The 13,689-nt window shown below is 43.2% G+C and carries 9 protein-coding genes; 8 read left to right on the top strand and 1 reads right to left on the bottom strand.

All coding sequences use genetic code 11. From position 1 onward, the window contains the following. Window positions 1–5: 5 nt before the first annotated feature. From ileS to Q7674_RS19200, 8 genes are all read left to right on the top strand, one after another. Window positions 6–2,846: an isoleucine--tRNA ligase gene (gene ileS, locus Q7674_RS19235; protein ID WP_305423133.1), complete on the top strand. Its 2,841-nt coding sequence runs from the start codon at window positions 6–8 to the stop codon at window positions 2,844–2,846. Next, window positions 2,846–3,370 (top strand): signal peptidase II, encoded by a 525-nt coding sequence (gene lspA, locus Q7674_RS19230; protein ID WP_008988432.1) that lies wholly within the window; start codon window positions 2,846–2,848, stop codon window positions 3,368–3,370. The genes ileS and lspA overlap by 1 nt, the downstream gene beginning before the upstream one ends. A 235-nt stretch (window positions 3,371–3,605) precedes the next feature. Beyond that, window positions 3,606–4,040, top strand: a complete 435-nt coding sequence (gene fkpB / locus Q7674_RS19225; RefSeq protein ID WP_008988431.1) for an FKBP-type peptidyl-prolyl cis-trans isomerase — start codon at window positions 3,606–3,608, stop codon at window positions 4,038–4,040. 12 nt (window positions 4,041–4,052) lie between these two features. Then, window positions 4,053–5,000: a 4-hydroxy-3-methylbut-2-enyl diphosphate reductase gene (gene ispH, locus Q7674_RS19220; protein ID WP_023930983.1), complete on the top strand. Its 948-nt coding sequence runs from the start codon at window positions 4,053–4,055 to the stop codon at window positions 4,998–5,000. Between the two features lie 113 nt (window positions 5,001–5,113). After that, the gene (gene dapB, locus Q7674_RS19215) at window positions 5,114–5,923 is read left to right on the top strand and encodes a 4-hydroxy-tetrahydrodipicolinate reductase (protein WP_305423131.1); all 810 of its coding nucleotides are present in this window, start codon (window positions 5,114–5,116) and stop codon (window positions 5,921–5,923) included. 534 nt (window positions 5,924–6,457) lie between these two features. Continuing rightward, on the top strand, window positions 6,458–7,597 hold the full coding sequence (carA, locus tag Q7674_RS19210; protein ID WP_045064020.1) for a glutamine-hydrolyzing carbamoyl-phosphate synthase small subunit: 1,140 nt from the start codon (window positions 6,458–6,460) through the stop codon (window positions 7,595–7,597). A gap of 17 nt (window positions 7,598–7,614) precedes the next feature. Then, window positions 7,615–10,833: a carbamoyl-phosphate synthase large subunit gene (gene carB / locus Q7674_RS19205; RefSeq protein ID WP_305423127.1), complete on the top strand. Its 3,219-nt coding sequence runs from the start codon at window positions 7,615–7,617 to the stop codon at window positions 10,831–10,833. 441 nt (window positions 10,834–11,274) lie between these two features. Beyond that, a complete protein-coding gene (locus Q7674_RS19200; RefSeq protein ID WP_305423125.1) occupies window positions 11,275–12,126 on the top strand; it encodes a magnesium transporter in 852 nt (283 codons plus the stop codon). A gap of 66 nt (window positions 12,127–12,192) precedes the next feature. Here Q7674_RS19200 and dacB read toward each other — a convergent pair whose 3' ends face one another. Next, window positions 12,193–13,596 (bottom strand): serine-type D-Ala-D-Ala carboxypeptidase, encoded by a 1,404-nt coding sequence (gene dacB / locus Q7674_RS19195; RefSeq protein WP_045064024.1) that lies wholly within the window; start codon window positions 13,594–13,596, stop codon window positions 12,193–12,195. Between the last annotated feature and the right edge of the window lie 93 nt (window positions 13,597–13,689).

Genomic DNA, 13,689 nt, shown 5'->3' with positions numbered 1-13,689 from the left:
AATCAATGAGCGACTATAAAGATACCCTGAACCTGCCTGAAACAGGGTTTCCGATGCGAGGCAACCTAGCTCAGCGTGAGCCTGCAATGCTTAAGCGTTGGTATGATGAAGATCTTTACGGTGAGATCCGTAAAGCAAAGAAAGGTAAGAAATCTTTCGTATTACACGATGGCCCTCCATACGCTAACGGTGATATTCACATTGGTCACGCACTAAACAAGATTCTTAAAGACATTATTATTAAGTCAAAGACTCTGTCTGGTTTTGACTCACCGTACATTCCTGGTTGGGACTGTCACGGTCTACCTATCGAATTAATGGTAGAAAAGAAAGTGGGTAAGCCGGGTCAGAAAGTAACGGCTGCAGAATTTCGTGAAAAATGTCGTGAATACGCGGCAGGCCAAGTTGAAGGTCAAAAAGAAAGTTTCATTCGTCTAGGCGTATTAGGTGAGTGGGATAAGCCTTACCGCACAATGGATTTTGCGACAGAAGCAAACATCATTCGTGCACTAGGTAAAATTGCTGATAACAATCACCTACTAAAAGGTTTCAAACCTGTTCACTGGTGTACTGACTGTGGTTCAGCACTGGCAGAAGCAGAAGTGGAATACCAAGATAAAGTTTCTCTATCTATCGATGTTAAATTCAAAGCGGTAGATGAAGCGGCAGTATTGGCTAAATTCGGTTGTGACGCAGATAAAGGCGAAGGCGATGTGTCTATCGTTATCTGGACAACAACCCCTTGGACTATGCCAGCTAACCGTGCTGTTGCGATCAGTGCAGATCTTGAGTACGCATTAGTACAAACACCTGCTACTGAAGCGCACCCTGCACCTCAGCGTTTAATCGTTGCAGCAGAGCTTGTTAAAGATGTAATGGCACGTGTTGGTTTTGAAGAATCAGAAATCCTAGGTTTCTGTAAAGGTGAAGAGCTTGAACTACTTCGCTTTAACCACCCGTTCTACAGCTTTGATGTGCCAGTTATCTTAGGCGATCACGTAACGACTGAATCAGGTACTGGTTGTGTACACACCGCACCTGTACACGGTCAAGAAGACTTCGTGGTTGGTCAAAAATACAACCTTGAAATTGCAAACCCTGTAGGTAGTAACGGTGTTTACCTACCTGATACTGAGATCTTTGCTGGTCAACACGTATTAAAAGCAAACGAAGCGGTTGTTGAAGTACTACGTGAGCACGGTTCACTACTGAACTTCTCAAAAATTACGCACAGCTACCCACACTGTTGGCGTCACAAGACTCCAATTATCTTCCGCGCAACGCCGCAATGGTTCATCTCAATGGACAAAGCGGGTCTACGTGCGAAAGCATTGGGTGAAATCAAGAACGTTCAATGGATGCCTGAATGGGGTCAAAGCCGTATCGAAGGTATGATCGAAGGTCGTCCTGAGTGGTGTATCTCGCGCCAGCGTACTTGGGGTGTGCCAATTGCACTGTTTATCCATAAAGAAACCCAAGAACTGCACCCGCAAACATCTGAGCTAATTGAAAAAGTAGCACAGCTTGTTGAGCAAAAAGGCATTCAAGCGTGGTGGGATCTAGAACTGACTGACGTAATGAGTGCTGAAGATGCAGCAAATTACGAAAAAGTACTTGATACTCTAGACGTATGGTTTGATTCAGGTGTGACTCACTACGCTGTGGTTGATAACCGTCCTGAGTTTAATGGTAATGAACCTGATCTATACCTTGAAGGTTCAGATCAGCACCGTGGTTGGTTCCAGTCTTCATTGATCTCATCGGTAGCAATGAAAGATAAAGCACCGTACAAGCAAGTGTTAACACACGGCTTCGTGGTTGATGGTCAAGGCCGTAAGATGTCTAAATCTATCGGTAACGTCGTTGCTCCTAAAGATGTAACGAACAAGCTTGGTGCAGATATCCTACGTCTATGGGTTGCATCTACTGATTACACTGGCGAAGTGGCAGTATCTGACGAGATCCTAAAGCGCTCTGCAGATGCATACCGTCGTATTCGTAACACAGCTCGCTTCTTCCTTGCGAACCTTCACGGTTTCAACCCAGAAACAGATTGTGTACCAGCAGAAGAGATGGTGGCACTGGATCGTTGGGCTGTGGGTCGTGCAATGGCGGCACAAGCTGAAATCGTTAAAGACTACGAAGCGTACAACCTACACGCAGTAACACAACGCCTAATGCAGTTCTGTTCTGTTGAAATGGGTTCATTCTACCTAGACGTAATTAAAGACCGTCAATACACAGCGAAACGTGGTGGTCACGCTCAACGTAGCTGTCAGACTGCGCTTTACTACATTCTTGAAGCACTAGTACGTTGGATGGCTCCTATTATGTCGTTCACAGCTGATGAAATCTGGAATGAAATGCCTGGTCAACGTGACAAGTTCGTATTCACAGGTGAGTGGTTCGAAGGTCTATTTGGTCTTGCTGAAGGTGAAGAGCTAAACAACGAGTTCTGGGCTGAAATCCAGAAAGTACGTGGTTCAGTGAACAAGCTACTAGAAGCAGCACGTAACGAAAAAGTGATCGGTGGCTCTCTACAAGCAGAAGTAACACTTGCTGCAAATGCTGATTTAGCCGCTAAGCTAAACAAGCTAGAAGACGAGCTTCGTTTCGTTCTACTAACATCGAAAGCACAAGTTGTCGTTGCTGATAGCAAGCCTGAAGGTGCACAAGAGACTGATATCGAAGGTCTATATGTGTCTGTGAAAGCATCAGAAGCGGCAAAGTGTGAGCGTTGTTGGCACCATGTTGCTGATGTTGGCACAATCGCAGGTCATGAAGAAATCTGTGGTCGCTGTGCAACGAATATCGACGGCGAAGGCGAAGAGAGAAAGTTTGCATAATGACTAGTACAGCACTGAAGCAATCGCTATCACTTAAGGAATCAGGTATTCGCTGGCTTTGGCTAGCGGTACTGGTATTTATCATCGATAACGGTACTAAACTGTTAGTGATGGACACAATGGGCTATGGTTGGCCAAACCGAATCGAAGTACTACCATTTTTTAATCTGTTATATGTGCACAATACAGGTGCTGCATTTAGCTTTTTAAGTGATGCAAGTGGTTGGCAACGTTGGTTGTTTGCCGTTATTGCTTTTGGTGTCTGTGGTTTATTGATGTACTGGATGCGCCGTACACCTGCGACAAATAAAATCGCTAATTGTGCTTATGCATTAATTATTGGTGGTGCATTTGGTAACTTATTTGATCGTATGTACCATGGTTTTGTGGTCGACTTTCTCGACTTTTTCTATGGTGATTACCACTTCCCAGCGTTTAATGTCGCGGATAGTGCAATCTGTATTGGTGCCGCTTTACTGATTTTAGATGGTTTTAAATCAGACAAAGCAGCTAAAGATCAGTAAGTTCTTCACATCATAAACACGTCTTAGATAAACGCAGCTCATTCATTGAGCTGCGTTTTTTTATATCGAAAGAATAGTTGTGACTGTGATAGTGAAGAAAATATTAAAGTGAAACACTAAAACCTTGGTATCAGCACGTTGATACTCAGTAGTGCTTTATTGTTAAATGGACAGATTAAATTAGATGAGCCGTAAAGGTATTAATACCGTTATGGTTTAAGCAAAAGGATGTGGTATGTCAGTGATTAAAGATAACAGCGAAGTGTTGATGCATTTTGCTATTAAACTTGAAGATGGATCGGTTGCGGAATCTACTTATGCGATGGGCAAACCTGCATTATTTCGTATGGGCGATGGCAGCTTAACTGACAATTTCGAAAAGTGTTTATTAGGATTAAATGAAGGTGCAAAAGATTCGTTTGAATTAGCACCAGAAGATGCTTTTGGTATGCCGAATCCTGATAATATACACCATATTGAACTGGCTAAATTTGGTGCGGATGCACCTGCTGAAGTAGGAAATATTATTGCTTTTGCAGGTCCTGATGGTCATGACATTCCAGGAATAATTACAGCCGTTGTGGGTGATTCAGTTACCGTAGACTTTAATCATCCACTTGCAGGACAAGCCGTCACCTTCGAGGTTGAGGTTGTCTCCATTGAAAGTTAAGAGCAATCGTTGATGAAAATCTTACTCGCAAACCCACGAGGTTTTTGTGCTGGTGTTGATCGTGCGATCAGCATTGTAGAGCGTGCATTGGAAATGTACCAACCGCCTATTTATGTTCGTCACGAGGTCGTACATAACCGTTTTGTTGTTGAAGGGCTAAAACAGCGAGGGGCGATTTTTGTTGAAGAGTTGAGCGAAGTGCCTGATGACAATATCGTTATATTCTCAGCTCACGGTGTGTCTCAAGCGGTGCGTAACGAATCTAAGCAGCGTCAATTAACCGTATTTGATGCAACGTGTCCGTTAGTGACCAAAGTTCACATGGAAGTTGCACGTGCAAGCCGTAAAGCGATGGAAGTTGTGCTGATCGGTCATGCTGGTCACCCTGAAGTTGAAGGGACAATGGGGCAATATGCAAACCAAGACGGTGGCATGTACCTTGTTGAAACACCTGAGGATGTCGATAAGCTAACCACTATCGTTAAAGATCCAACTAATCTTCACTATGTTAGCCAGACGACATTATCTGTAGATGAAACTGCGGATGTCATTGATCGCTTGCGCCAAGTGTTCCCAGAGATCCAAGGTCCACGTAAAGACGATATTTGTTACGCAACCCAGAATCGCCAAGATGCAGTACGTGAAATGGCAGAATCTGTTGATGTGATGATTGTGGTCGGCTCTAAAAATTCATCTAACTCAAACCGCTTACGTGAGCTAGCTGAAAAGTTAGGTACACCAGGCTATTTGACTGATTGCGTTGAGGATATTGAAGCTAGTTGGTTTGATAATAAATCTACAGTCGGTGTTACAGCAGGAGCTTCAGCGCCAGAAGAGCTCGTTAATCAAATTATCCAGCAGATCCAAAAGTTAACAGGCTCTGAAGTGGAAGAACTTTCAGGTCGTGAAGAAAACATGTTCTTTGAAGTACCGAAAGAGCTACAAGTAAAGAATATCTAATAGCATATTGATTTGTGCAGAATAAGCCTCAGTGAAAGCTGGGGCTTTTTTATCATCTGTAAAACCGCTACAGTGTTGAGATAATTATATATTCATCAAGGGAGAAGCACGCAATGGTAAGAATTGCGATAGCCGGAGCAGCTGGCCGTATGGGGCGTCAGCTATTAAAAGCCACACAACTATCAGAAAAAGCAGAGCTAGGCGCAGCAACAGAGCGTGCAGGCTCAACGTTAGTCGGCGTTGATGCGGGTGAGTTAGCCGGAACGGGTATTGCGGATGTGATCATTGTGGATGATCTTAGCAAGGCTCTTGATGATTTTGATGTATTGATTGACTTTACGGCACCTGTTGCAACCTTGGCAAACATTGAGTTTTGTAAGCAGCACAACAAAAAGATCGTGATTGGTACCACAGGGTTTACTGAGCAAGAACGTGAGCTAATTGATGCTGCAGCTGCAGAAATACCTGTAGTGATGGCGCCAAATTACAGTGTAGGTGTAAACCTAGTATTTAAGTTGCTAGAAAAAGCAGCCAAAGTCATGGGTGATTACTGCGATATCGAAATCGTTGAAGCACACCACCGTCATAAAGTGGATGCGCCATCGGGTACTGCGATTGGTATGGGCGAAGCGATTGCGGGTGCAATGGGTAACAAGCTAAGCGATGTTGCTGTGTATGCTCGTGAAGGGATCACCTGTGAACGTACACGTGATGAAATTGGCTTTGCGACGATTCGTGCTGGCGACATTGTTGGTGAACATACCGCAATGTTTGCAGATATTGGTGAACGTGTTGAGATCACCCATAAGGCGACGGATCGCATGACATTTGCTAATGGTGCAGTTCGTGCGGCAGTGTGGCTAAATGATAAAGCACCAGGCTTTTATACCATGGAAGATGTATTAGGGCTCGACTCACTATAATTATTTTCATTTAGAAACCTGCTTTTAAAGCAGGTTTTTTTATATCTGAATAAACTGAGTATCGTAAAAGTGAATAAAACACGTTACTGATGAAATGTATAAGGAATAACAAGTGAGTGGCGAATAAATATACCTTGATGTACATATTTTGATGTTTAAATGTGTGTTACGCTTCATTTAATTGTTCTGATGTTTACTTTTGTGCTTTTTCTATTTGTTTTTATGCTTTTTTTAATGAATTAAGTTTTGTTAACGAATGTGTAAAAATAGCAAACGATTAAATCTTGTTCATTGATATCGTTGACGATGTTTTTTGTAACTAAAGTTATTCTTTCATGGCCTTTACCATTAAAATTTACTGAAAGCGTGTTTTTTGAAATTATTTTTATGTCTTATGTTGACAGATTGCTAATGGATCAATAGAATTTGCGCAATTTGTCAAAAATCAGTAAGACGTGGTTTTTGGCGTTAAAAGGAATGGGTAATTGCAACTTTATCTGTTTTAATTGCATTTTTATTTAATTGGAGGTTGTCTTGAGCAAATCAGCGCTGTTAGTCCTGGAAGATGGGACAGTGTTCCGCGGCGTGTCCATTGGGGCAGATGGTTCGGCCGTTGGTGAAGTCGTTTTTAACACCTCGATGACGGGGTATCAGGAAATTCTCACCGACCCTTCTTATTCACAACAGATCGTTACTCTTACTTATCCTCACATTGGCAACACCGGTACTAATACCGAAGACGAAGAATCTACCGCTATTCATGCACAAGGTTTGGTTATTCGTGATCTTCCTCTTATCGCTTCAAACTTCCGCTCTGAACAATCCCTTTCTGATTACTTAAAATCACAAAACGTTGTTGGTATCGCAGATATTGATACTCGTAAGCTAACTCGACTTCTTCGTGAAAAGGGTGCGCAAAACGGTTGTATCATTGCGGGTAATAACATCGATGAGGCGTTTGCCTTAGAGCAAGCGAAAGCTTTCCCAGGTCTTAAAGGCATGGATTTAGCAAAAGAAGTGACAACAAGCGAAACATACAGCTGGAAGCAAGGTTCTTGGACATTAGAGAACGGCTTACCAGAAGCACAGGAAGAAAACGAGCTGCCATACCACGTAGTCGCTTATGACTTTGGCGCTAAACGTAACATCTTGCGTATGCTGGTTGACCGCGGTTGTCGTTTAACGGTTGTTCCTGCACAAACTTCAGCAGAAGACGTACTTGCGTTAAACCCTGATGGTGTTTTCCTATCAAACGGCCCTGGTGATCCAGAACCATGTACTTACGCCATTGAAGCAACCAAAACATTCCTTGATAAAAACATTCCAATCTTCGGTATCTGTTTAGGTCACCAAATTCTTGCCCTAGCAAGCGGTGCGAAAACAGTAAAAATGAAGTTTGGTCACCACGGTGCTAACCACCCAGTTAAAGATTTAGATCGTGATATTGTGATGATCACCAGCCAGAACCACGGTTTTGCTGCTGACGAAGCAACGTTACCTGAAAACTTACGTGCGACACATAAATCCCTGTTTGATGGCTCGCTACAAGGTATCCATCGTACCGACAAGCCTGCATTCAGTTTCCAAGGCCACCCAGAAGCGAGCCCTGGTCCACACGATGCAGCACCATTATTTGATCACTTTATCGAATTAATTAAGAAACACAGCGCCTAAGCCGGGAGTAGTAAGAAATGCCAAAACGTACTGACATAAAAAGTGTACTAATTCTAGGTGCTGGACCAATCGTTATCGGTCAGGCCTGTGAGTTCGATTACTCTGGTGCACAAGCTTGTAAAGCACTTCGTGAAGAGGGTTACCGCGTTATTCTGGTAAACTCTAACCCTGCCACTATCATGACTGATCCAGAAATGGCTGATGCAACTTACATCGAGCCAATCCACTGGGAAGTGGTACGTAATATCATTGCTAAAGAACGCCCTGATGCGGTACTGCCAACCATGGGCGGTCAAACAGCACTAAACTGTGCACTTGATCTTGAGCGTCATGGCGTACTAGAAGAGTTCGGCGTTGAGATGATCGGTGCAACAGCCGATGCTATTGATAAAGCAGAAGACCGTTCTCGCTTCGATAAAGCAATGAAATCTATTGGCTTAGAGTGTCCTCGCGCCGATACTGCGAAAACCATGGAAGAAGCTTACAAAGTGCTCGATATGGTTGGTTTCCCATGTATCATTCGCCCATCATTTACTATGGGTGGTACGGGTGGCGGTATTGCTTACAACAAAGAAGAATTCGAAGAGATCTGTTCTCGTGGTCTCGATCTTTCACCAACCAATGAGCTCCTGATTGATGAGTCATTAATTGGTTGGAAAGAATATGAAATGGAAGTGGTTCGCGATAAGAACGATAACTGTATCATCGTGTGTGCGATTGAAAACTTTGACCCTATGGGTATTCACACCTATGACTCAATCACAGTTGCACCTGCGCAAACCCTAACAGACAAAGAATACCAATTAATGCGTAATGCATCGCTTGCAGTACTGCGTGAAATTGGTGTTGAAACAGGTGGTTCAAACGTACAGTTTGGTATCAACCCGAAAGATGGCCGTATGGTTATCATCGAAATGAACCCACGTGTATCTCGCTCATCAGCACTAGCATCAAAAGCAACAGGTTTCCCGATTGCAAAAATCGCGGCAAAACTGGCAATTGGTTTCACTCTTGATGAACTGATGAACGATATCACAGGTGGAGCAACACCAGCATCATTTGAACCTACTATCGATTACGTAGTAACGAAGATCCCTCGCTTTAACTTCGAGAAATTTGCTGGTGCTAACGATCGCCTAACGACACAGATGAAGTCAGTCGGTGAGGTTATGGCGATTGGCCGTAACCAACAAGAATCACTACACAAAGCACTACGTGGCTTAGAAGTTGGCGCGATGGGCTTTGATGAAATGGTTGACCTTGACGATCCAAATGCGATGAGCAAGATCCGTCACGAGTTGAAAGAAGCAGGCGCAGAGCGTATTTGGTACATTGGTGATGCGTTCCGTGCTGGCATGTCTGTTGACGGTATCTTTAACCTTACTAACATCGACCGTTGGTTCTTGGTTCAAATTGAAGAAATCATCAAGCTTGAAGAGCAAGTGAAAGCGGCAGGCTTTGCTGGCCTGAATGCAGAAGTACTACGCAAACTGAAGCGTAAAGGTTTTGCTGATGCGCGTCTTGCTAAATTACTTGGCATTGGTGAAGGTGAAATTCGCAAACTACGCGATCAGTTCGACATTCACCCAGTCTACAAGCGTGTAGATACGTGTGCGGCTGAGTTCTCATCTGATACCGCTTACATGTACTCATCATACGATGAAGAGTGTGAAGCAAACCCAACCGACAAAGATAAGATCATGGTATTGGGCGGTGGTCCAAACCGTATCGGTCAAGGTATCGAATTTGATTACTGCTGTGTACATGCATCATTAGCACTGCGTGAAGACGGTTACGAAACTATCATGGTTAACTGTAACCCAGAGACAGTATCAACGGATTACGACACATCAGATCGCCTGTACTTCGAGCCAGTAACACTAGAAGATGTACTAGCTATCGCACGCGTTGAAAAACCAAAAGGCGTTATCGTTCAGTTCGGTGGTCAAACACCACTGAAACTAGCACGTGCACTAGAAGCTGCAGGTGTGCCAATCATCGGTACAAGCCCTGATGCGATTGACCGTGCAGAAGACCGTGAGCGCTTCCAACAAGCGGTTGACCGTTTAGGTTTATTACAACCTGAAAACGCAACTGTGACGACTATGGAGCAAGCGGTTGAGAAATCACGTGAAATTGGTTTCCCTCTGGTTGTACGTCCTTCTTACGTGCTTGGCGGTCGTGCAATGGAAATTGTATACGACGAGCAAGATTTGCGTCGCTATTTCAATGAAGCTGTTAGCGTTTCAAACGAATCACCTGTACTACTAGATCGTTTCCTAGATGATGCTGTTGAAGTTGACGTTGATGCGATTTGTGACGGTGAGCAAGTGGTGATTGGCGGTATCATGGAGCATATCGAGCAAGCAGGTGTTCACTCAGGTGACTCAGCATGTTCTTTGCCTGCGTACACTCTAAGCCAAGAAATCCAAGATGTGATGCGTGAGCAAGTGAAGAACCTTGCGTTTGAATTAGGTGTTCGTGGCCTAATGAACACTCAGTTCGCTGTCAAAGATGGTCAAGTGTACCTAATCGAGGTTAACCCTCGTGCAGCACGTACCGTACCGTTTGTTTCTAAAGCAACAGGTGCACCACTAGCTAAGATTGCAGCGCGTGTTATGGCTGGGCAATCACTTGAATCACAAGGTTTTACTAAGGAAATCATTCCGCCGTATTACTCAGTGAAAGAAGTGGTGCTACCGTTTAACAAGTTCCCAGGCGTTGACCCACTGTTAGGCCCAGAAATGCGCTCAACAGGTGAAGTCATGGGGATCGGTAATACGTTTGCAGAAGCATTCGCCAAAGCTGAATTAGGTTGTGGTAAAGAGTACCCAGAAGGTGGCCGTGCGCTCCTGTCTGTTCGTGAAGGTGATAAGCAACGTGTGGTTGATCTAGCCTCTAAGCTAACTAAGCTAGGTTACCAACTAGATGCGACTCACGGCACAGCTGTGATTCTTGGTGAAGCGGGTATTAACCCTCGCCTTGTTAACAAAGTACATGAAGGTCGCCCTCATATTCTTGACCGTATCAAGAACAATGAATACACCTACATTGTTAACACAGCAGCTGGTCGCCAAGCGATTGAAGATTCAAAAGTACTTCGTCGTGGTGCACTAGCTGAGAAGGTGAACTACACTACAACGCTAAATGCTGCATTTGCAACCTGCATGGCGCATACCGCAGATGACCGCAATACAGTTACCTCAATTCAAGAGCTACACGCACGTATTAAGTAAGTGTAACGTGAATTGAAACAGAAAAGCCGAGCTATGATGCTCGGCTTTTTTATTTTTATAATTAATTGAAATAAATAAACTTTGATAATCAGTTTCTGTACAGGTTGATTTATTTAGAATGCAGGCGTCGCAGTAAGCGATAGATGTTTTTGGAGACAATAATGAACGATACCGACCATCCCCCAAGTATGAAGCAGGAAAATCTCGCTTAGTTTACGGTATCCATTGTTTTCACCGTACTACTGAGTACGGAATAGTATGTCCAACCTTCCTTTTTAGTGATGCACTTTCACGACAACTTTCCTTTGATTTTCCATTTCCTATCTTAATTCATAGCATTAATTATTCAGCATTGGCGATAGTTGTTGCTGATAATACGTAATGCTATGTCGGTGGTCGTTACCATCTCTTTTAGAGAGTCAGCCAATCGGGAGATTCGCCATGGCGGTAATGAACGATGCAGTTTTCGCTGCAACAACACAAATAGCACAGAAAGATGCACTTGCAGTACGTAATGCATTTCTAAAATATGATTTGGATGAGCAAGCACAGTTACTTGTAAAAATGCTGGTATCAGATGCGTTAGCTATGCTTCATGAGTGCCCATTACGGCATGTGCAAATATTATTAGATAGATTAAACGAATTCAAACAAGAAGTCAGAGCCCGTCAGATTGCCAGTGGATTAGGGCTTATTAGCTCAGAAGCCGAGCCTACCGGGCATTACCTAGAAAATAGTGTCTTCAATCATGTGAAAGAACGCATAGGTTGGATTGTCGTTTTGGCACTAATGGGAATCGTCTCAGGCTTAATTATTTCTCATTATGAGGATACGTTAAGTCAATTAGTGCTACTTGCGATCTATATGCCTGTCATTGCAGCTGCAGGAGGAAATACTGGCTCACAAGCCGCTACCTTGGTGGTGCGAGCTTTGGCAATGGAAGAAATAAAATCACGGGACTGGTTAGCCGTCTTGTGGAAAGAGTTTCGTGTTGCGATGGTTATTGCTATCAGCCTTGCTGCGGTGATCATCGGGCGAGTCATTTTCTTTAGTGGTGATGTAGTGTTACCTGCAGGAATGACACTTGATTCTATTGCTCTTGCAATAGGTATTGCGATTTCGATCCAAGTTGTAATCTCAACCACCATAGGCGGAGTGTTACCTATGATCGCAAGGGCACTGAATTTGGATCCCGCGGTACTTGTGAGTCCTGTCTTAGCTTCTATGGTTGATATTACTGGGATGATGATTTATTTCACGACTGTTAATTGGATGCTTGGATTAGGGCATTGATAAACATTGTTATAAAAAAGCCACTATAGGTTAGCTATAGTGGCTTTTTTTTATAGAACGCGCTATTTAGTAGCTTTTATAAAGAGAGTTATAAAGCTGTTTTTCAAATTGGTAAATCGGTGGTAACGCTGCTTTTTCACCGTCATGCATGTGTGGATAGTAATTAGTCACTAACTGTACAAAGAGGAGTGGTTTACCATTTTGGGTATTCATCACACCTGCAAGGTTATAGGTTCCGAATAAAGAGCCACTTTTAGCAATAATCTTACCTTTTAGCGGAACATCACGAATACTACGACGGTACTGTAATGTGCCACTTTTACCTGATACAGGTAGATCATTCATTAACCCAAGCTGTGGGTGACGGTAAATGTAAGTCACCACTTTCATTAAGTCACTTGCTGTTAAACGGTTATTACGGGATAAGCCTGAGCCATCCACCATCACAGTATCAGAAAGATCGATACCTGCTTTATCTTTTAGTATCGCTTTGATTGCTTCAATACCATTGGTGTAGCTACCTGCTTGGTTGTAATACTTTGCACCAATCGTTTTGGCAATGTTATCAGCAAATAGGTTATCAGATCGTTTCAACATAATATCAAGTAATGTTGATAACGGTGCTGAGCGATGTGTTGCGATTATTTTCCCGCTAATTTTATCGTTACGAAGTACCTTACCGTTTAACTTGATACCTGCGCGCTTAAGCTCTTGTTGAATAATCGCGTTTGAATACAAGGTGGTATTCTGTACTGCAAATTTAAGTGGCAGGGGCTCTTTGCGAGGCTGTATACACCCACTGATTTGGTACATGTTGCGATCATTGGAGGTCATTGATAGCTCACAGTGTTGCTCTTTTTGCTGAGCCTTGGAAACCACAATAGCTGAGGTTTGTACCTTAATTGGCTGGTGGCTAGGCACATTTACGCGTGTTACATCACCAAAAGATTTATTGCTGTATAGCGCACCTTGAACACAGTTGTGCTCTAAGCTGATGCTACTTGATGGCGCACTGTAACAAGATCCTAAAATATCCCAAGGCCAACCAATAGCACGTTCATAGCCAGTAAAATGTCCGCCGTTTAAGTACAGATTGCCTTTAATTGTGGTTACACCTTGCTGTTTTAGTTGGCGAAGCAAATTCGCAATATCACTACGTTTCAGCGTTGGGTCACCATTAAATTTTAAAATGACATCATTACCTTTGGTTTCAAGGTAGGTATCAAAATGGAAGTTATTACCAAGATATAGCTTTGCAGCAAGCGCTGTGATTGTTTTCTGTGTACTCGCTGGTGCTTGTAATTCGTCTGCGCGTTTATCGTATATAACTTTGTTGGTGGCAGGATTTACGATGAGAAGCGCGACATCACTACCTTTGGGTAGTTGGTTGATTGCTTGTTGGGGAGAAAACGCAGCAAAAGAGGAGAAGCTCGTTGCCATTAATGCAGAGCAAAGCAGTTTTTTAAACATATCAAGGCATAGTCTTGGTTAAGAGATAGACCTTAATCATAACGTTTATATGAGAGAGGGTAAAAAAAGATAAAGAATAAAGGCTAAAAAATG

Source organism: Photobacterium leiognathi (genome assembly GCF_030685535.1).
GTDB classification, from domain to species: Bacteria; Pseudomonadota; Gammaproteobacteria; order Enterobacterales; family Vibrionaceae; genus Photobacterium; species Photobacterium leiognathi.
The sequence above is the reverse complement of the archived record's forward strand: the minus strand, read 5'-3'. Positions and strand labels throughout refer to the sequence as shown.

Coding starts and splice junctions, on each gene's coding strand:
- dapB (WP_305423131.1), top strand. CDS start 5,114: ATGGTAAGAATTGCGATAGCCGGAGCAGCTGGCCGTATGGGGCGTCAG.
- lspA (WP_008988432.1), top strand. CDS start 2,846: ATGACTAGTACAGCACTGAAGCAATCGCTATCACTTAAGGAATCAGGT.
- fkpB (WP_008988431.1), top strand. CDS start 3,606: ATGTCAGTGATTAAAGATAACAGCGAAGTGTTGATGCATTTTGCTATT.
- carB (WP_305423127.1), top strand. CDS start 7,615: ATGCCAAAACGTACTGACATAAAAAGTGTACTAATTCTAGGTGCTGGA.
- dacB (WP_045064024.1), bottom strand. CDS start 13,596: ATGTTTAAAAAACTGCTTTGCTCTGCATTAATGGCAACGAGCTTCTCC.
- Q7674_RS19200 (WP_305423125.1), top strand. CDS start 11,275: ATGGCGGTAATGAACGATGCAGTTTTCGCTGCAACAACACAAATAGCA.
- ileS (WP_305423133.1), top strand. CDS start 6: ATGAGCGACTATAAAGATACCCTGAACCTGCCTGAAACAGGGTTTCCG.
- ispH (WP_023930983.1), top strand. CDS start 4,053: ATGAAAATCTTACTCGCAAACCCACGAGGTTTTTGTGCTGGTGTTGAT.